Here is a 13,157-nt window from a genome sequence, read left to right on the forward strand (position 1 = left end):
ATTGGTTCGCATGCGGGGCCGGCCCAGTCCTCCTCTTTCCGACTCTGCGGCTTGCACGATGTGTATCTTGGGCGAAGCCGTCGGTGCCTGCACGATCTGCGTGTCTCGGCGACATGGAATGTGGTCTTGGTCCAGGTGCCGATTTGCCGGCCAGTCGAGGGCGTCCTATAATCCTGCGGTTTAGCTCTCGACGTCGGTCGCTCACTCTCCAATGATGAAAAAACTCGTCGCCGGCAACTGGAAAATGAACGGCAGTCTTGCCGCGAACGAAGTCCTGCTTGCCGGCCTTCGCACGGTGCCGGAGGTCGACGTCGCGGTATGTGTTCCTTATCCGTATCTGGCGCAGCTCCAGCGGCGTCCGTCAGGGTTCGAGCTGGGGGCGCAGGACGTCAGCGAGTTCGCAGAGGGCGCCTATACCGGGGAAGTCAGCGCGGCCATGCTGCTGGATTTCGGCTGTCGCTACGTGATCGTTGGGCACTCCGAGCGGCGGGCGAGGTTCGGCGACGATGACCTGACGGTCGCCCGCAAGGCGCTGTCCGCGTTGTCGGCGGGCCTCGTGCCGATCGTCTGTGTCGGCGAAACCCTGGATGAGCGTGACGCGGGTGAGGTGTTTGGAGTCATCACGCGCCAGCTGGCCGCCGTGGGCGAGGTCTTGGGGACGGCGTGGCTGGGCCGGCTGGTGCTTGCGTATGAGCCTGTCTGGGCGATAGGTACGGGGCGCTCCGCCACGGCGGCGCAGGCCGGGGAGGTGCATGCCGCCATTCGTTCCTGGCTCGTGGAGCAGGGTGTGGATGCGGGAACGGTCCGCATCCTGTACGGCGGCAGCGTGAAGCCCGACAATGCGGCAGAGCTCTTTTCGATGCCGAACGTGGACGGCGGACTGATCGGCGGAGCCTCGCTGGTCGCCGATGATTTCATGGCCATTTGCCGCGCGGCAGGGGTCTGATCTTTCAACGAAGTGTTTTCTAGGGTTTGTGATGGGTGACTATCTTTTTTCTCTCGTGCTGATCGTGCATGTCCTGGTCGGTCTCGGCGTGATCGGTCTTGTTCTTGTGCAGCACGGGAAAGGGGCCGACATGGGGGCAGCGTTTGGTAGCGGATCGTCGGGCAGCCTGTTCGGCTCGTCCGGCTCCGCCAACTTCCTTAGCCGCACGACGGCTGTCCTCGCGACCGTCTTCTTCGCTACGAGCCTGGGTCTGAGCTACCTCGCCAGTGACAAGCCGGCTGCGCCATCGAGCGTCATGGAGGGGCTGCAGACGGCGCCGGCGCAGGAGGCTGTTCCTCCCGTTCCGTCCGTGCCTGGCGACGACTCCAAGGCGCAGTCGATCCCGAAATAAATGCGCATCCCGATCTTTGCGCACCGCGCAAAAGATCGTATAATTGCTTGGCTTTGAAACAAAGCGCCGACGTGGTGAAATTGGTAGACACGCTATCTTGAGGGGGTAGTGGCGAAAGCCGTATGAGTTCGAGTCTCATCGTCGGCACCAGATTACGGAGAGCGCCCGCTGTTGCGGGCGTTTCCACGCAGAGCAGCCAAAACAATAATGGCAGCAATGAGGCTGTCAAACTTGCTAGGGGGTTTTGAACATGCTGGAAAATTACTTTCCTGTCCTGATGTTCATGCTCGTGGGGTTAGGTTTCGGTATTGCTCCTGTAGTTCTCGGGCGAATTCTCGCTCCCTATCGTCCTGATAGCGAAAAGCTCTCTCCGTACGAATGCGGCTTCGAGGCGTTTGAAGACGCCCGCATGAAGTTCGACGTTCGGTACTACCTGATTGCCATTCTCTTCATTCTGTTTGATCTGGAAATCGCCTTCCTGTTTCCGTGGGCGACGGTCTTCCAGGAGTTCATCGCCGCTGGCGAGCACGTCTGGTTCGTGTTTGGTTCGGTGATGGTCTTTCTTGCGATTCTGGTTGTCGGATACATCGTCGAGTGGAAGAACGGTGCGCTCGACTGGGAGTAAGGCATGAGCATTGAGGGTGTCTTCCGCGAGGGTTTCGTCACGACTTCGCTCGACGCAGTAATCAACTGGACGCGCACGGGTTCGCTGTGGCCGATGACCTTCGGTCTGGCCTGTTGTGCGGTCGAGATGATCCATGCCGGCTGTGCGAGGTATGACCTCGATCGCTTCGGGGTGGTGTTTCGTCCCAGTCCGCGCCAGTCCGATCTGATGATCGTGGCCGGTACCCTGTGCAACAAGATGGCGCCTGCGCTGCGCAAGGTCTACGACCAGATGTCGGAGCCTCGCTGGGTCATCTCGATGGGTTCCTGTGCCAACGGTGGTGGCTATTACCACTATTCCTATTCGGTCGTGCGTGGCTGCGATCGTATCGTGCCGGTCGATGTCTATGTGCCGGGCTGTCCGCCCACGGCTGAGGCGCTGATCTACGGCATTCTCCAGCTTCAGAACAAGATCAAGCGCACGAACACGATCGCGCGCTGACGGGTGCCCCAGACATGAGTGCCAAGCTTGAACGCCTGAGCCAGAACCTGCGCGACGTATTCGGCGAAACGCTGCAGTCCCTGGTGCTTGACTGTGGTGAAGTGACGATCGAGGTCGCTGCTTCGGACTATCTGCGTGTTGCCCGGACACTTCGGGACCATGAGGACCTGCATTTCGAACAGCTGATCGATATCTCGGGTCTCGATTTCTCCGCCTACGGCAATGCCTCCTGGACGGGCAAGCGCTTTGCGTCCTCTGCCCACTTGACGTCCATTCGCCACAACTGGCGCTTGCGCTTGCGCGCGTTCGCCGAAGACGAGGCTTTCCCGGTGCTGGACTCGGTCGTGGAGATCTGGCCCAGCGCGAACTGGTTCGAGCGCGAGTCCTTTGACCTGTATGGCATCATGTACGCTGGTCATCCGGATCTGCGCCGCATCCTGACCGACTATGGCTTCGTCGGGCACCCGTTCCGCAAGGATTTCCCCGTGTCGGGTTATGTCGAAATGCGCTACGACCCCGAGCAGGGCCGGGTCGTCTATCAGCCGGTCACCATCGAGCCGCGCGAGAACACGCCGCGCATCGTGCGCGAAGAGAACTACGGGGACGTCGGCCATGGCTGAGATCCGCAACTACACGATCAACTTCGGTCCGCAGCATCCGTCTGCGCATGGTGTTCTGCGTCTGGTGCTCGAACTCGACGGCGAAGTCGTCGAGCGTGCCGATCCTCACATCGGCCTGCTGCACCGCGGTACCGAGAAGCTCGCCGAGACCCGTACCTGGGTGCAGTCGGTCCCGTACATGGATCGTCTCGACTACGTGTCGATGATGTGCAACGAGCATGCATACTGTATGGCCATCGAGCGCCTGCTTGGCGTTCAGGTGCCTGAGCGGGCGCAGTACATCCGCGTGATGTTCGACGAGATCACGCGTATCCTGAACCATCTGCTCAATATCGGTACCCACGCGCTCGACATCGGTGCGATGACGATGGTGCTCTACACGTTCCGTGAACGCGAAGACCTGATGGATGCCTATGAGGCGGTTTCGGGGGCGCGGATGCATGCGGCGTATTACCGTCCGGGCGGCGTCTATCGCGACCTGCCGGACCGGATGCCGAAGTACGAGGTGAACAAGTTCAAGAACGAGAAGACTGTTCGTGAACTGAATGCCGCGCGTGAAGGATCGTTGCTCGATTTTCTCGAGGACTTCACCAGTCGTTTTCCGACCTACTGCGACGAATACGAAACGCTTCTGACCGACAACCGGATCTGGAAGCAGCGGACCGTGGGTATCGGTGTCGTTTCTCCGGAGCAGGCGCTTGCCTGGGGCTTCACCGGGCCGATGCTGCGCGGCTCAGGCATTGCCTGGGATCTGCGCAAGAAGCAGCCTTACGAAGTCTATGACCGCATGGACTTCGACATCCCCATCGGCAAGAACGGCGATTGCTACGATCGTTACCTGTGTCGCATGGAAGAAATGCGCCAGTCGAACCGCATCGTCAGGCAATGCATCGACTGGCTGCGCAAGAATCCCGGTCCGGTCATCACCGACAACCATAAGGTGGCGCCGCCTTCCCGTGAGGACATGAAGTCCAACATGGAAGAGCTGATCCACCATTTCAAGCTTTTCACCGAAGGCATTCACGTCCCCAAGGGCGAAGTGTATGCCGCGGTCGAACATCCGAAGGGCGAATTCGGCGTGTATGCGGTTTCGGATGGCGCGAACAAGCCGTACCGCCTCAAGCTGCGGGCGCCGGGATTCGCGCACCTCGCCGCGATGGACGACATCGCACGCGGACACATGATCGCGGACGTCGTCGCCATCATCGGCACGATGGATGTCGTGTTTGGCGAGATCGACCGCTGAGGTCGATCGCTCACCGCGCCATGGGCGTGTCATCCGCTAACAAGAGTCGGCAGGCTATCCGGAAGATCAAAACGAAATGCTGAGCCAGGAATCCTTGCAACAGATCGATCGAGAGATCGCCAAGTATCCACCCGATCAGAAGCAGTCGGCAGTGATGGCTGCGCTGAGGATCGCGCAGGTCGAGAAGGGATGGTTGCCGAAGGAACTCATCGAGTTCGTGGCCCGTTACCTCGAGATGCCGCCGATCGCTGCGTATGAGGTGGCCAGCTTCTACAACATGTACGATCTTGAGCCGGTCGGCCGCCACAAGATCACCGTATGCACCAACCTGCCCTGTGCCCTGTCCGGCGGCGTCCATGCAGCCGAGTACGTCAAGCAGAAGCTTGGGATCGATTTCAACGAGACCACGCCTGACGGCAAGTTCACGCTGAAGGAAGGTGAGTGCATGGGGGCCTGTGGTGATGCGCCGGTGCTGCTGGTAAACAATCATCAGATGTGCAGCTGGATGACCACCGAGAAGATCGACCAGATGCTGGCGGACCTGGACAAGAAATGAGTACGCAAGGAATGATCCTCGCCGGCTGTGACGGCGACCGCGCCTGGCGGCTCCAGGACTATGTCGCGCGTGGCGGATATTCGGCGCTCAAGAGAATCGTCGCCGAGAAGACGCCGCAGGATGCCATCATTGCGGAACTGAAGGCGTCGGTCCTGCGCGGCCGTGGGGGCGCGGGCTTCCCCACTGGCCTCAAGTGGAGCTTCATGCCGCGCTCGTTCCCGGGTGACAAGTATCTCGCCTGCAATTCGGATGAAGGCGAGCCGGGTACGTTCAAGGACCGCGACATCCTGCGCTACAACCCGCACAGCGTCATCGAAGGCATGACCATCGCTGCCTACGCGATGGGTGCGGCCCGCGGCTATAACTACATCCATGGCGAGATCTTCGAGATTTATCAGCGCTTCGAGGATGCCCTGGCAGAGGCGCGCGAAGCCGGACTGATCGGGCAGAACATCCTCGGTTCGGATTTCTCCTTCGAGCTCTTCGCCCACCATGGTTACGGCGCCTACATCTGCGGTGAGGAAACGGCGCTGCTCGAATCGATCGAAGGCAAGAAGGGGCAGCCGCGCTTCAAGCCGCCGTTCCCGGCGAGCTACGGCCTGTATGGCAAGCCGACCACGATCAACAACACCGAGACCTTCGCTTCGGTGCCGTTCATCATGAACATGGGCGGCGAGGCCTTCCTTAACCTCGGCAAGCCCAACAACGGCGGCATGAAGCTGTTCTCGATCTCTGGGCACGTCAATCGCCCCGGCAACTACGAGATTCCGCTCGGTACGCCGTTCTCGGAACTGCTCGAGATGGCGGGCGGAATGCGTGGCGGCCGCAAGCTGAAGGCGGTGATCCCGGGCGGTTCGTCGTCGCCGGTCCTTCCCGGCAGCGTGATGATGGACTGCACGATGGACTACGACTCGATCTCGAAGGCGGGGTCCATGCTCGGTTCGGGCGCGGTCATCGTCATGGATGAGACCACCTGCATGGTCAAGGCGCTCGAGCGCCTGTCCTACTTCTATTTCGAGGAATCCTGCGGGCAGTGCACGCCGTGCCGGGAAGGCACGGGCTGGCTGTATCGCGTGGTCCATCGCATCGAGAATGGTCTCGGGCGCGAGGATGACCTCGATCTGCTCAACTCGGTCACCGCCAACATCATGGGCCGCACGATCTGCGCGCTGGGCGACGCCGCATCCATGCCGGTGCAGAGTTTCGTCAAGCATTTCGGCGCCGAGTTCGCATACCACATCGAAAACAAGAAGTGCCTCGTGCCGCATGAAGTGCAGCGCGCTGGCAGTCAAATCTACGTGAGCCCGTCATGCTAGAGATCGAAATCGACGGCAAGCAGGTCCAGGTCGACGACGGCAGCACCGTGATGGATGCCGCCGCGCTCGCAGGCGCCTACATTCCGCACTTCTGCTACCACAAGAAACTGTCCATCGCGGCCAACTGCCGGATGTGCTTGGTACAGGTGGAAAAGGCGCCGAAGCCGCTGCCGGCCTGTGCCACGCCCGTGACCAACGGGATGAAGGTGTGGACCCATTCGGAACTTGCCGTGAAAGCCCAGAAGGGCGTCATGGAGTTCCTGCTGATCAACCACCCGCTCGATTGCCCGATCTGCGACCAGGGTGGCGAATGCCAATTGCAGGATCTTGCGGTCGGTTATGGTTCTTCGGCTTCGCGCTACCAGGAAGAGAAGCGCGTCGTCTTCAACAAGAACCTCGGCTCGCTCGTGTCGACCGACATGACGCGCTGCATCAACTGCACGCGTTGCGTTCGCTTCACGGCCGAGATTGCCGGAGAAATGGAGCTCGGCCAGGCTTTCCGCGGCGAGCACGCGGAGATCATGCCCTTCATCGAGAAGACCATCGACTCGGAGCTGTCGGGCAACATCATCGACCTCTGCCCGGTGGGCGCGCTGACCTCGAAGCCTTTCCGCTTCGCCGCGCGGACTTGGGAGCTTTCGCGCCGCAGGACGGTGAGCCCGCATGATTCGCTCGGCTCCAATCTCATCGTTCAGACCAAGCATGACGTGGTCAAGCGTGTGCTGCCCTTCGAGAACGAAGAGATCAACGAATGCTGGCTGTCCGACAAGGATCGTTTCTCCTACGAGGCGCTCAACAGCGATGAACGCCTTGCTGCCCCGATGATCAAGCAGGGCGGGGAATGGAAGCGGGTCGACTGGCAGGCTGCGCTCGAATTCGTCGCCACCGGCCTGCGCGGCATCGCGAAGGACCATGGGGGGGATTCGATCGGCGCCCTCGCGTCGCCGCATTCCACGATCGAAGAACTCTATCTGCTGCAGAAACTGGCGCGCGGCCTGGGGTCGGACAATGTCGACTTCCGCCTGCGGCAGTCGGACTTCCGCGCCGACGGAAAGCGCGCGGGCGCACCGTGGCTGGGCATGCCGGTCGCGGGGGTCAAGGATTTGAACCGGCTGCTGGTCGTTGGCAGCTTCCTGCGCAAGGATGCGCCGCTGCTCGCCCAGCGTGTGCGGCAGGCGACCAAGAAAGGGCTGCACGTCAGCGCGATCGGTCCGAATGCCGAAGAGTGGCTGCTGCCGGTCAGGCACCGGGCACTGGTCGCGCCGTCGGCGATGGTTTCCACGCTGGCGCAGGTTGTGGCCGCGCTGGCCGAGGAAAAGGCTGGCGAAGTGTCGGTCGCGCTGGTTGGCAAACTACCTGCGCAGATTTCCGAGGAGGCGCGTGCGATCGCGCAAAGTCTCGCATCGGGCCGGAAGATTGCGGTCTGGCTCGGCAACCTGGCCTCGCAGCATGAACGCGCCAGCGAACTGCAGATGCTTGCCCAGGAAGTGGCCCGTCTCACGGGGGGCAGCTTCGGCTTCATCGGCGAGGCGGCGAACAGTGTCGGCGGCTACCTGGCCGGTGCGATTCCCGCGAATGGCGGACTCGACGCGGCCGCCATGATCGAGCAGGGGCGCAAAGCCTATGTCGTGCTCGGTGCGGAGCCCGCATTCGATTTCGCCAATCCTTCGGCCGCGACCGCGGCGTTGGGTTCGGCCCAGTTGGTCGTCAGCCTGACCGCATTCGATTCGGCTTCGCTGCGCGGCGTGGCGGACGTGATGCTGCCGATCGCGCCCTTTACCGAAACCTCCGGCACTTACGTGAATTGCGAGGGGCGCGTGCAGAGCTTCAATGCCGTCGCCCGTTCTCAGGGAGAGACCCGCCCGGCCTGGAAGGTACTGCGCGTGCTCGGCAACCTGCTTTCCCTGGAGGGTTTCTTGCAGGCCGACTCCGAGGCCGTGCGCGAAGAGGCCCTGGGAACGGAGCCGGCATCGAGGCTCGGCAACGCGATCGAAGGCATCATCGTTTCCGCTGCCGCAGCTCCGGCCAATGCGCTGGAGCGCGTGGCCGATGTGCCCATCTACTTTGCCGATCCGATCGTCCGTCGCGCCGGCTCGCTGCAGAAGACCCGGGACGCGAAAGCGCCGGCGGCGCGCATCGCACCGGCGACCCTGGCTGCGCTCGGTATCGCCGAGGGCGATCGCGTCAGGGTTACGCAGGGCGCTGCCTCGGCTGAACTTGTGGCACAGGCCGACCCGGCGCTGGCTGCGGGTTGTGTGAGAATTGCGGCGGCGCACATCACGACCGCGACGCTCGGCGCGATGAGCGGTGAACTCAGCTTGGAGCGTGCCTGATGGAATCGTTGCTGCAACCTGTCGCCGAGTTCTTCGGCCCCGCCTGGCCTGCCGTATGGACGCTGGCCAAGATCGTCGCCATCATTGCGCCGCTGATGATCGCAGTGGCCTACCTGACGCTGGCCGAGCGTAAGGTCATCGGCTACATGCAGGTCCGGATCGGCCCCAACCGCGTCGGCCCGAAGGGCCTGCTGCAGCCGATCGCCGACGGCGTCAAGCTGCTGCTCAAGGAGATCATCGTTCCGAGCGGGTCCAGCAAGGGCCTCTTCATCCTCGGGCCGATCCTCGCCATTGCACCGTCGCTGGCAGCTTGGGCAGTGATCCCCTTCGATGACGGACTCGTACTGGCGAATGTCAATGCCGGCTTGCTGTTTCTGCTTGCCATCACGTCGATGGAAGTCTACGGCGTGATCGTTGCGGGTTGGGCCTCCAACTCGAAGTACCCGTTCCTGGGGTCGATGCGTGCAGCGGCGCAAATGGTCTCGTACGAGGTTTCGATGGGCTTCGCCTTGATCTGCGTCCTGCTGATCTCGGCCAGCCTGAACCTGACGGACATTGTCACGTCGCAGGGTGAAGGGCGCTTCGCAGACATGGGGCTGGGGTTCCTGTCGTGGAACTGGCTGCCCCTGCTGCCGATGTTCGTCGTCTATGTGATCTCCGGCATCGCCGAGACCAACCGCGCCCCGTTCGACGTCGTCGAAGGCGAAGCCGAAGTGGTGGCCGGCCACATGGTCGAATACTCGGGCATGGCCTTTGCGTTGTTCTTCCTGGCCGAATACGCCAACATGATCCTGGTCTCGATCCTGACCTCGGTCCTGTTCCTGGGCGGGTGGTTGTCGCCGATCGGCTTTCTGCCTGATGGTTTCCATTGGCTGGCGCTCAAGACCGCTGCCATCCTGTTCATCTTCCTGTGGGCGCGCGCGACCTTCCCCCGCTTCCGCTACGACCAGATCATGCGACTGGGCTGGAAGGTGTTCATCCCTGTGACCCTCGTGTGGGTGTTTGTGGTGGCGGTGTGGATGATGTCGCCTCTGTCGATCTGGAGTTGAGAAGACCATGGGTGCCAAGGATTACATCGGCAGTCTGTTCCTGAAGGAATTGGTCAAGGGCATGGCCCTGACCGGGCGGCATTTCTTCCAGCGCAAGATCACCGTCCAGTTTCCCGAGGAGAAGACGCCTCAAAGCAACCGCTTCCGCGGACTGCATGCCCTGCGGCGCTATCCCAATGGAGAGGAGCGCTGCATTGCTTGCAAGCTGTGCGAAGCAATCTGCCCGGCGATGGCGATCACGATCGAGTCCGAGCAGCGCGACGACGGCTCGCGCCGTACCAGCCGCTACGACATCGACCTGACGAAGTGCATTTTCTGCGGCTTCTGCGAGGAAGCCTGTCCGGTCGATGCCATCGTCGAGACGCGCGTGTTCGAATACCACGGAGAACAGCGGGGCGATCTCTACTACACCAAGCAGATGCTGCTTGCCGTGGGGGATCGCAATGAGGCGCAGATCGCGGCCGACCGCGAGCAGGACGCCAAATACCGCTAACGGAAGGCGCTCTGCGCCATGAGCTAAGAACATGGAATTCAAGACCTTCGTCTTCTACTTTCTCGCCGTGATCATGGTGTTCGCGGCGCTGAGGGTGATCACCGCCCGGAATCCGGTGCACGCCGCGCTGTTCCTGGTGCTGACCTTCTTCAACGCAGGCGGCATCTGGCTGCTGCTGCAGGCCGAGTTCCTGGCCATCACGCTGGTGATGGTGTATGTCGGCGCAGTGATGGTGCTGTTCCTGTTCGTCGTGATGATGCTGGACATCAACCTCGACCGGATCCGGGAGGGCTTCTGGAGCTACCTGCCGGTCGGCGCGCTGGTCGGCATCCTGATGCTGATCGAGATGGTCATGGTGCTGGGTGGCTCTTACTTCGGGCTCGAAGCGATGCCGGCGCCGCCCGCTGCAGGCGAGGGCTACAGCAACACCCGTGAGCTTGGGCGCGTGCTCTATACCGATTATGTCTATCCGTTTGAACTGGCCTCGCTGGTGCTTCTGGTGGCAATGGTCGCGGCGGTCGCGCTGACGCTGCGCAAGCGCAAGGGCATCAAGGGCATTCCGGCCTCCGAACAGGTGGCGGTGAAGCGCGAAGGCCGCGTCGAACTGGTCAAGATGCAGGCCGAGAAAGAAGACTGAACCAGCACGCGAACATAGAAACGCATCCGTGACACACGGGTGCGATCAGGGAGTCACAGATGCTTTCGCTTTCCCACTACCTCATCCTGGGCGCGATCTTGTTCGCGATCAGCGTTGTCGGGATCTTCCTGAACCGGAAGAACCTGATCGTGCTGCTGATGGCCATCGAGCTGATGCTGCTCGCGGTGAACATGAATTTCATTGCCTTCTCGCATTATCTGGGCGATATCGCAGGCCAGGTTTTCGTTTTCTTCATCCTCACGGTCGCCGCGGCGGAGTCTGCGATCGGCCTCGCGATCCTGATCGTCATGTTCCGCAACATGCGCACGATCCATGTGGATGATCTGGACAGCCTCAAGGGTTAAGGAAGCGTCACGATGACGGACATGCAGACTCTCTATCTCCTCGTGCCGCTGGCGCCGCTCGTCGGCGCGATCTTGGCAGGATTGTTCGGCAAGACGATCGGGCGCACCGGTGCGCACGTCGTCACCATCCTCGGCGTGGCCATCGCCCTCGCAGCTTCGGTGTACATCTACCAGGATGTCCAGGCCGGCAATACCTTCAATGGCACGGTCTACACTTGGATGGTGGCTGGCGGAATCACCTTCGAGGTCGGCTTCCTGATCGACTCGCTGACCGTGATGATGATGCTGGTGGTGACCTTCGTGTCGCTGATGGTGCACATCTACACCATCGGCTACATGTCCGAGGACCCAGGCTACCAGCGCTTCTTCAGCTACATCTCGCTGTTCACCTTCTCGATGCTGATGCTGGTGATGTCCAACAACTTCCTGCAGCTGTTCTTCGGCTGGGAAGCGGTCGGTCTCGTCTCCTACCTGCTGATCGGCTTCTGGTACGACAGGCCGACGGCCATCTACGCCAACCTGAAGGCCTTCCTCGTCAACCGGGTGGGAGACTTCGGCTTCCTGCTCGGCATCGGCCTCATCGCCGCCTACGCGGGTACGCTGAACTATGCGGAGGTGTTCGCCAAGGCGGGTGAGCTCGCCGCTCAGGACATGGCCGTGACGGGGTGGCCGCTGATCACCGCGATCTGTATCTGCCTGTTCATCGGCGCGATGGGCAAGTCGGCCCAGGTGCCGCTGCACGTGTGGCTGCCGGATTCGATGGAAGGCCCGACCCCGATTTCGGCGCTGATCCACGCCGCGACCATGGTTACCGCGGGCATCTTCATGGTGGCGCGCATGTCGCCACTGTTCGAACTGTCGGATACGGCCCTGTCCTTCGTGCTGGTGATCGGTGCCACCACCGCGCTGTTCATGGGCTTCCTCGGCATCGTGCAGAACGACATCAAGCGCGTCGTGGCCTATTCGACGCTTTCACAGCTGGGCTACATGACGGTGGCGCTGGGCGTGTCGGCCTATTCGGCGGCGGTCTTCCACCTGATGACGCACGCTTTCTTCAAGGCCCTGCTGTTCCTTGGCGCCGGCTCGGTGATCATCGGCATGCACCACGACCAGGACATGCGCAACATGGGCGGCTTGTGGAAGTACATGCCCATCACCTGGTTCACGTCCTTGCTGGGGTCGCTGGCGCTGATCGGCTTCCCGCTGTTCTCGGGCTTCTTCTCCAAGGACTCGATCATCGAGGCCGTCCATGCATCGACGATTCCGGGTGCTGGCTATGCGCTGTTCTGCGTCATGCTCGGCGTGTTCGTGACGGCGTTCTACTCCTTCCGCATGTATTTCCTGGTGTTCCACGGCAAGGAACGCTTCGGCCAGGAGGCGCATCACGGGCATGACGATCATCATGCCGACGCGCACGACGACGACCATGGCCATGACGAGCACCATCACGGGCTGGCGCCGGGGCAGAAGCCGCACGAGTCGCCCTGGGTGGTGACGCTGCCGCTGGTGCTGCTGGCGATACCCTCGGTCCTGATCGGCTTCTTCACCATCGAGCCGATGCTGTTCGGCGACTGGTTCAAGGGCGTGATCTTCGTCGGCGACAACCACGTCGGCCTGAAGGAACTCGAAGCGAGCTTCCACGGCCCGCTCGCGATGGCGATCCACGGCCTGCAGACCGCGCCCTTCTGGCTGGCGATGGGCGGTGTCGCCCTGGCATGGTTCTTCTACATGGTGAAGCCGGGAATCCCGGCCGCGATTCAGCGCACCTTCAAGCCGATCCACAGCCTGCTGGAAAACAAGTACTTCTTCGATCGCTTCAACGAAATCGTCTTCGCCGGCGGCGCACGCGCGCTCGGCAAGGGCTTGTGGAAAGTCGGAGACCAGGGCCTGATCGACGGCGTCGCGGTGAATGGCACTGCCAGGCTGGTGGGCTGGGTGGCGCAGATGTCGCGCCTGTTCCAGACCGGCCACCTGTACCAGTACGCCTTCATGATGATCATCGGCGTGTTCATTCTGCTTACCTTCTGGTTCAACCGCGGGTAAGCGGGACAAGCAGGAACGTACACATAACAAGATGGAACGCGCCGTTCGCGGCGCACT

14 protein-coding genes and 1 tRNA gene are annotated in these 13,157 nt (G+C 61.7%); all 15 read left to right on the top strand.

Features of this window, described 5'->3' with window-relative positions:
• The first annotated feature begins 214 nt into the window (after positions 1-214).
• The 15 genes from tpiA (at position 215) to nuoL (ending at position 13,100) form a co-directional block, all read left to right on the top strand.
• Complete coding sequence (tpiA, locus tag C666_RS03355; protein WP_038001633.1) at positions 215-946, top strand: triose-phosphate isomerase; 732 nt, start codon at positions 215-217, stop codon at positions 944-946.
• A 31-nt stretch (positions 947-977) separates the two neighbouring features.
• The gene (secG, locus tag C666_RS03360) at positions 978-1,337 is read left to right on the top strand and encodes a preprotein translocase subunit SecG (RefSeq protein ID WP_004333782.1); all 360 of its coding nucleotides are present in this window, start codon (positions 978-980) and stop codon (positions 1,335-1,337) included.
• 65 nt (positions 1,338-1,402) lie between these two features.
• Positions 1,403-1,487, top strand: a tRNA-Leu gene (locus C666_RS03365).
• Positions 1,488-1,587: 100 nt separating this feature from the next.
• Complete coding sequence (gene ndhC / locus C666_RS03370) at positions 1,588-1,962, top strand: NADH-quinone oxidoreductase subunit A (protein ID WP_004333784.1); 375 nt, start codon at positions 1,588-1,590, stop codon at positions 1,960-1,962.
• Between the two features lie 3 nt (positions 1,963-1,965).
• On the top strand, positions 1,966-2,442 hold the full coding sequence (locus C666_RS03375) for a NuoB/complex I 20 kDa subunit family protein (RefSeq protein WP_004333786.1): 477 nt from the start codon (positions 1,966-1,968) through the stop codon (positions 2,440-2,442).
• A gap of 14 nt (positions 2,443-2,456) precedes the next feature.
• Positions 2,457-3,062, top strand: coding sequence for an NADH-quinone oxidoreductase subunit C (locus C666_RS03380; RefSeq protein WP_004333787.1), 606 nt, complete (start codon positions 2,457-2,459; stop codon positions 3,060-3,062).
• Positions 3,055-4,308, top strand: a complete 1,254-nt coding sequence (locus tag C666_RS03385) for an NADH-quinone oxidoreductase subunit D (RefSeq protein WP_004333789.1) — start codon at positions 3,055-3,057, stop codon at positions 4,306-4,308. The genes C666_RS03380 and C666_RS03385 overlap by 8 nt, the downstream gene beginning before the upstream one ends.
• A 76-nt stretch (positions 4,309-4,384) precedes the next feature.
• Positions 4,385-4,864 carry an NADH-quinone oxidoreductase subunit NuoE gene (gene nuoE, locus C666_RS03390; RefSeq protein ID WP_004333791.1) on the top strand — a complete coding sequence of 160 codons (480 nt, stop codon included), beginning with the start codon at positions 4,385-4,387 and terminating at the stop codon, positions 4,862-4,864.
• 11 nt (positions 4,865-4,875) lie between these two features.
• A complete protein-coding gene (gene nuoF, locus C666_RS03395) occupies positions 4,876-6,180 on the top strand; it encodes an NADH-quinone oxidoreductase subunit NuoF (RefSeq protein ID WP_004333792.1) in 1,305 nt (434 codons plus the stop codon).
• Complete coding sequence (nuoG, locus tag C666_RS03400) at positions 6,174-8,513, top strand: NADH-quinone oxidoreductase subunit NuoG (protein WP_004333794.1); 2,340 nt, start codon at positions 6,174-6,176, stop codon at positions 8,511-8,513. The genes nuoF and nuoG overlap by 7 nt, the downstream gene beginning before the upstream one ends.
• Complete coding sequence (nuoH, locus tag C666_RS03405) at positions 8,513-9,562, top strand: NADH-quinone oxidoreductase subunit NuoH (protein ID WP_004333796.1); 1,050 nt, start codon at positions 8,513-8,515, stop codon at positions 9,560-9,562. The genes nuoG and nuoH overlap by 1 nt, the downstream gene beginning before the upstream one ends.
• Before the next feature lie 7 nt (positions 9,563-9,569).
• The gene (gene nuoI / locus C666_RS03410; RefSeq protein ID WP_004333798.1) at positions 9,570-10,055 is read left to right on the top strand and encodes an NADH-quinone oxidoreductase subunit NuoI; all 486 of its coding nucleotides are present in this window, start codon (positions 9,570-9,572) and stop codon (positions 10,053-10,055) included.
• A gap of 31 nt (positions 10,056-10,086) precedes the next feature.
• Entirely contained in the window at positions 10,087-10,692 is a 606-nt protein-coding gene (locus C666_RS03415) for an NADH-quinone oxidoreductase subunit J (RefSeq protein WP_004333800.1), read from the top strand.
• Between the two features lie 59 nt (positions 10,693-10,751).
• Positions 10,752-11,057 carry an NADH-quinone oxidoreductase subunit NuoK gene (gene nuoK / locus C666_RS03420; RefSeq protein WP_004333802.1) on the top strand — a complete coding sequence of 102 codons (306 nt, stop codon included), beginning with the start codon at positions 10,752-10,754 and terminating at the stop codon, positions 11,055-11,057.
• A gap of 12 nt (positions 11,058-11,069) precedes the next feature.
• A complete protein-coding gene (gene nuoL, locus C666_RS03425) occupies positions 11,070-13,100 on the top strand; it encodes an NADH-quinone oxidoreductase subunit L (protein ID WP_004333804.1) in 2,031 nt (676 codons plus the stop codon).
• Positions 13,101-13,157 lie beyond the last annotated feature (57 nt).

It is taken from the genome of Thauera linaloolentis 47Lol = DSM 12138 (assembly GCF_000310205.1).
Lineage (GTDB): Bacteria > Pseudomonadota > Gammaproteobacteria > Burkholderiales > Rhodocyclaceae > Thauera > Thauera linaloolentis.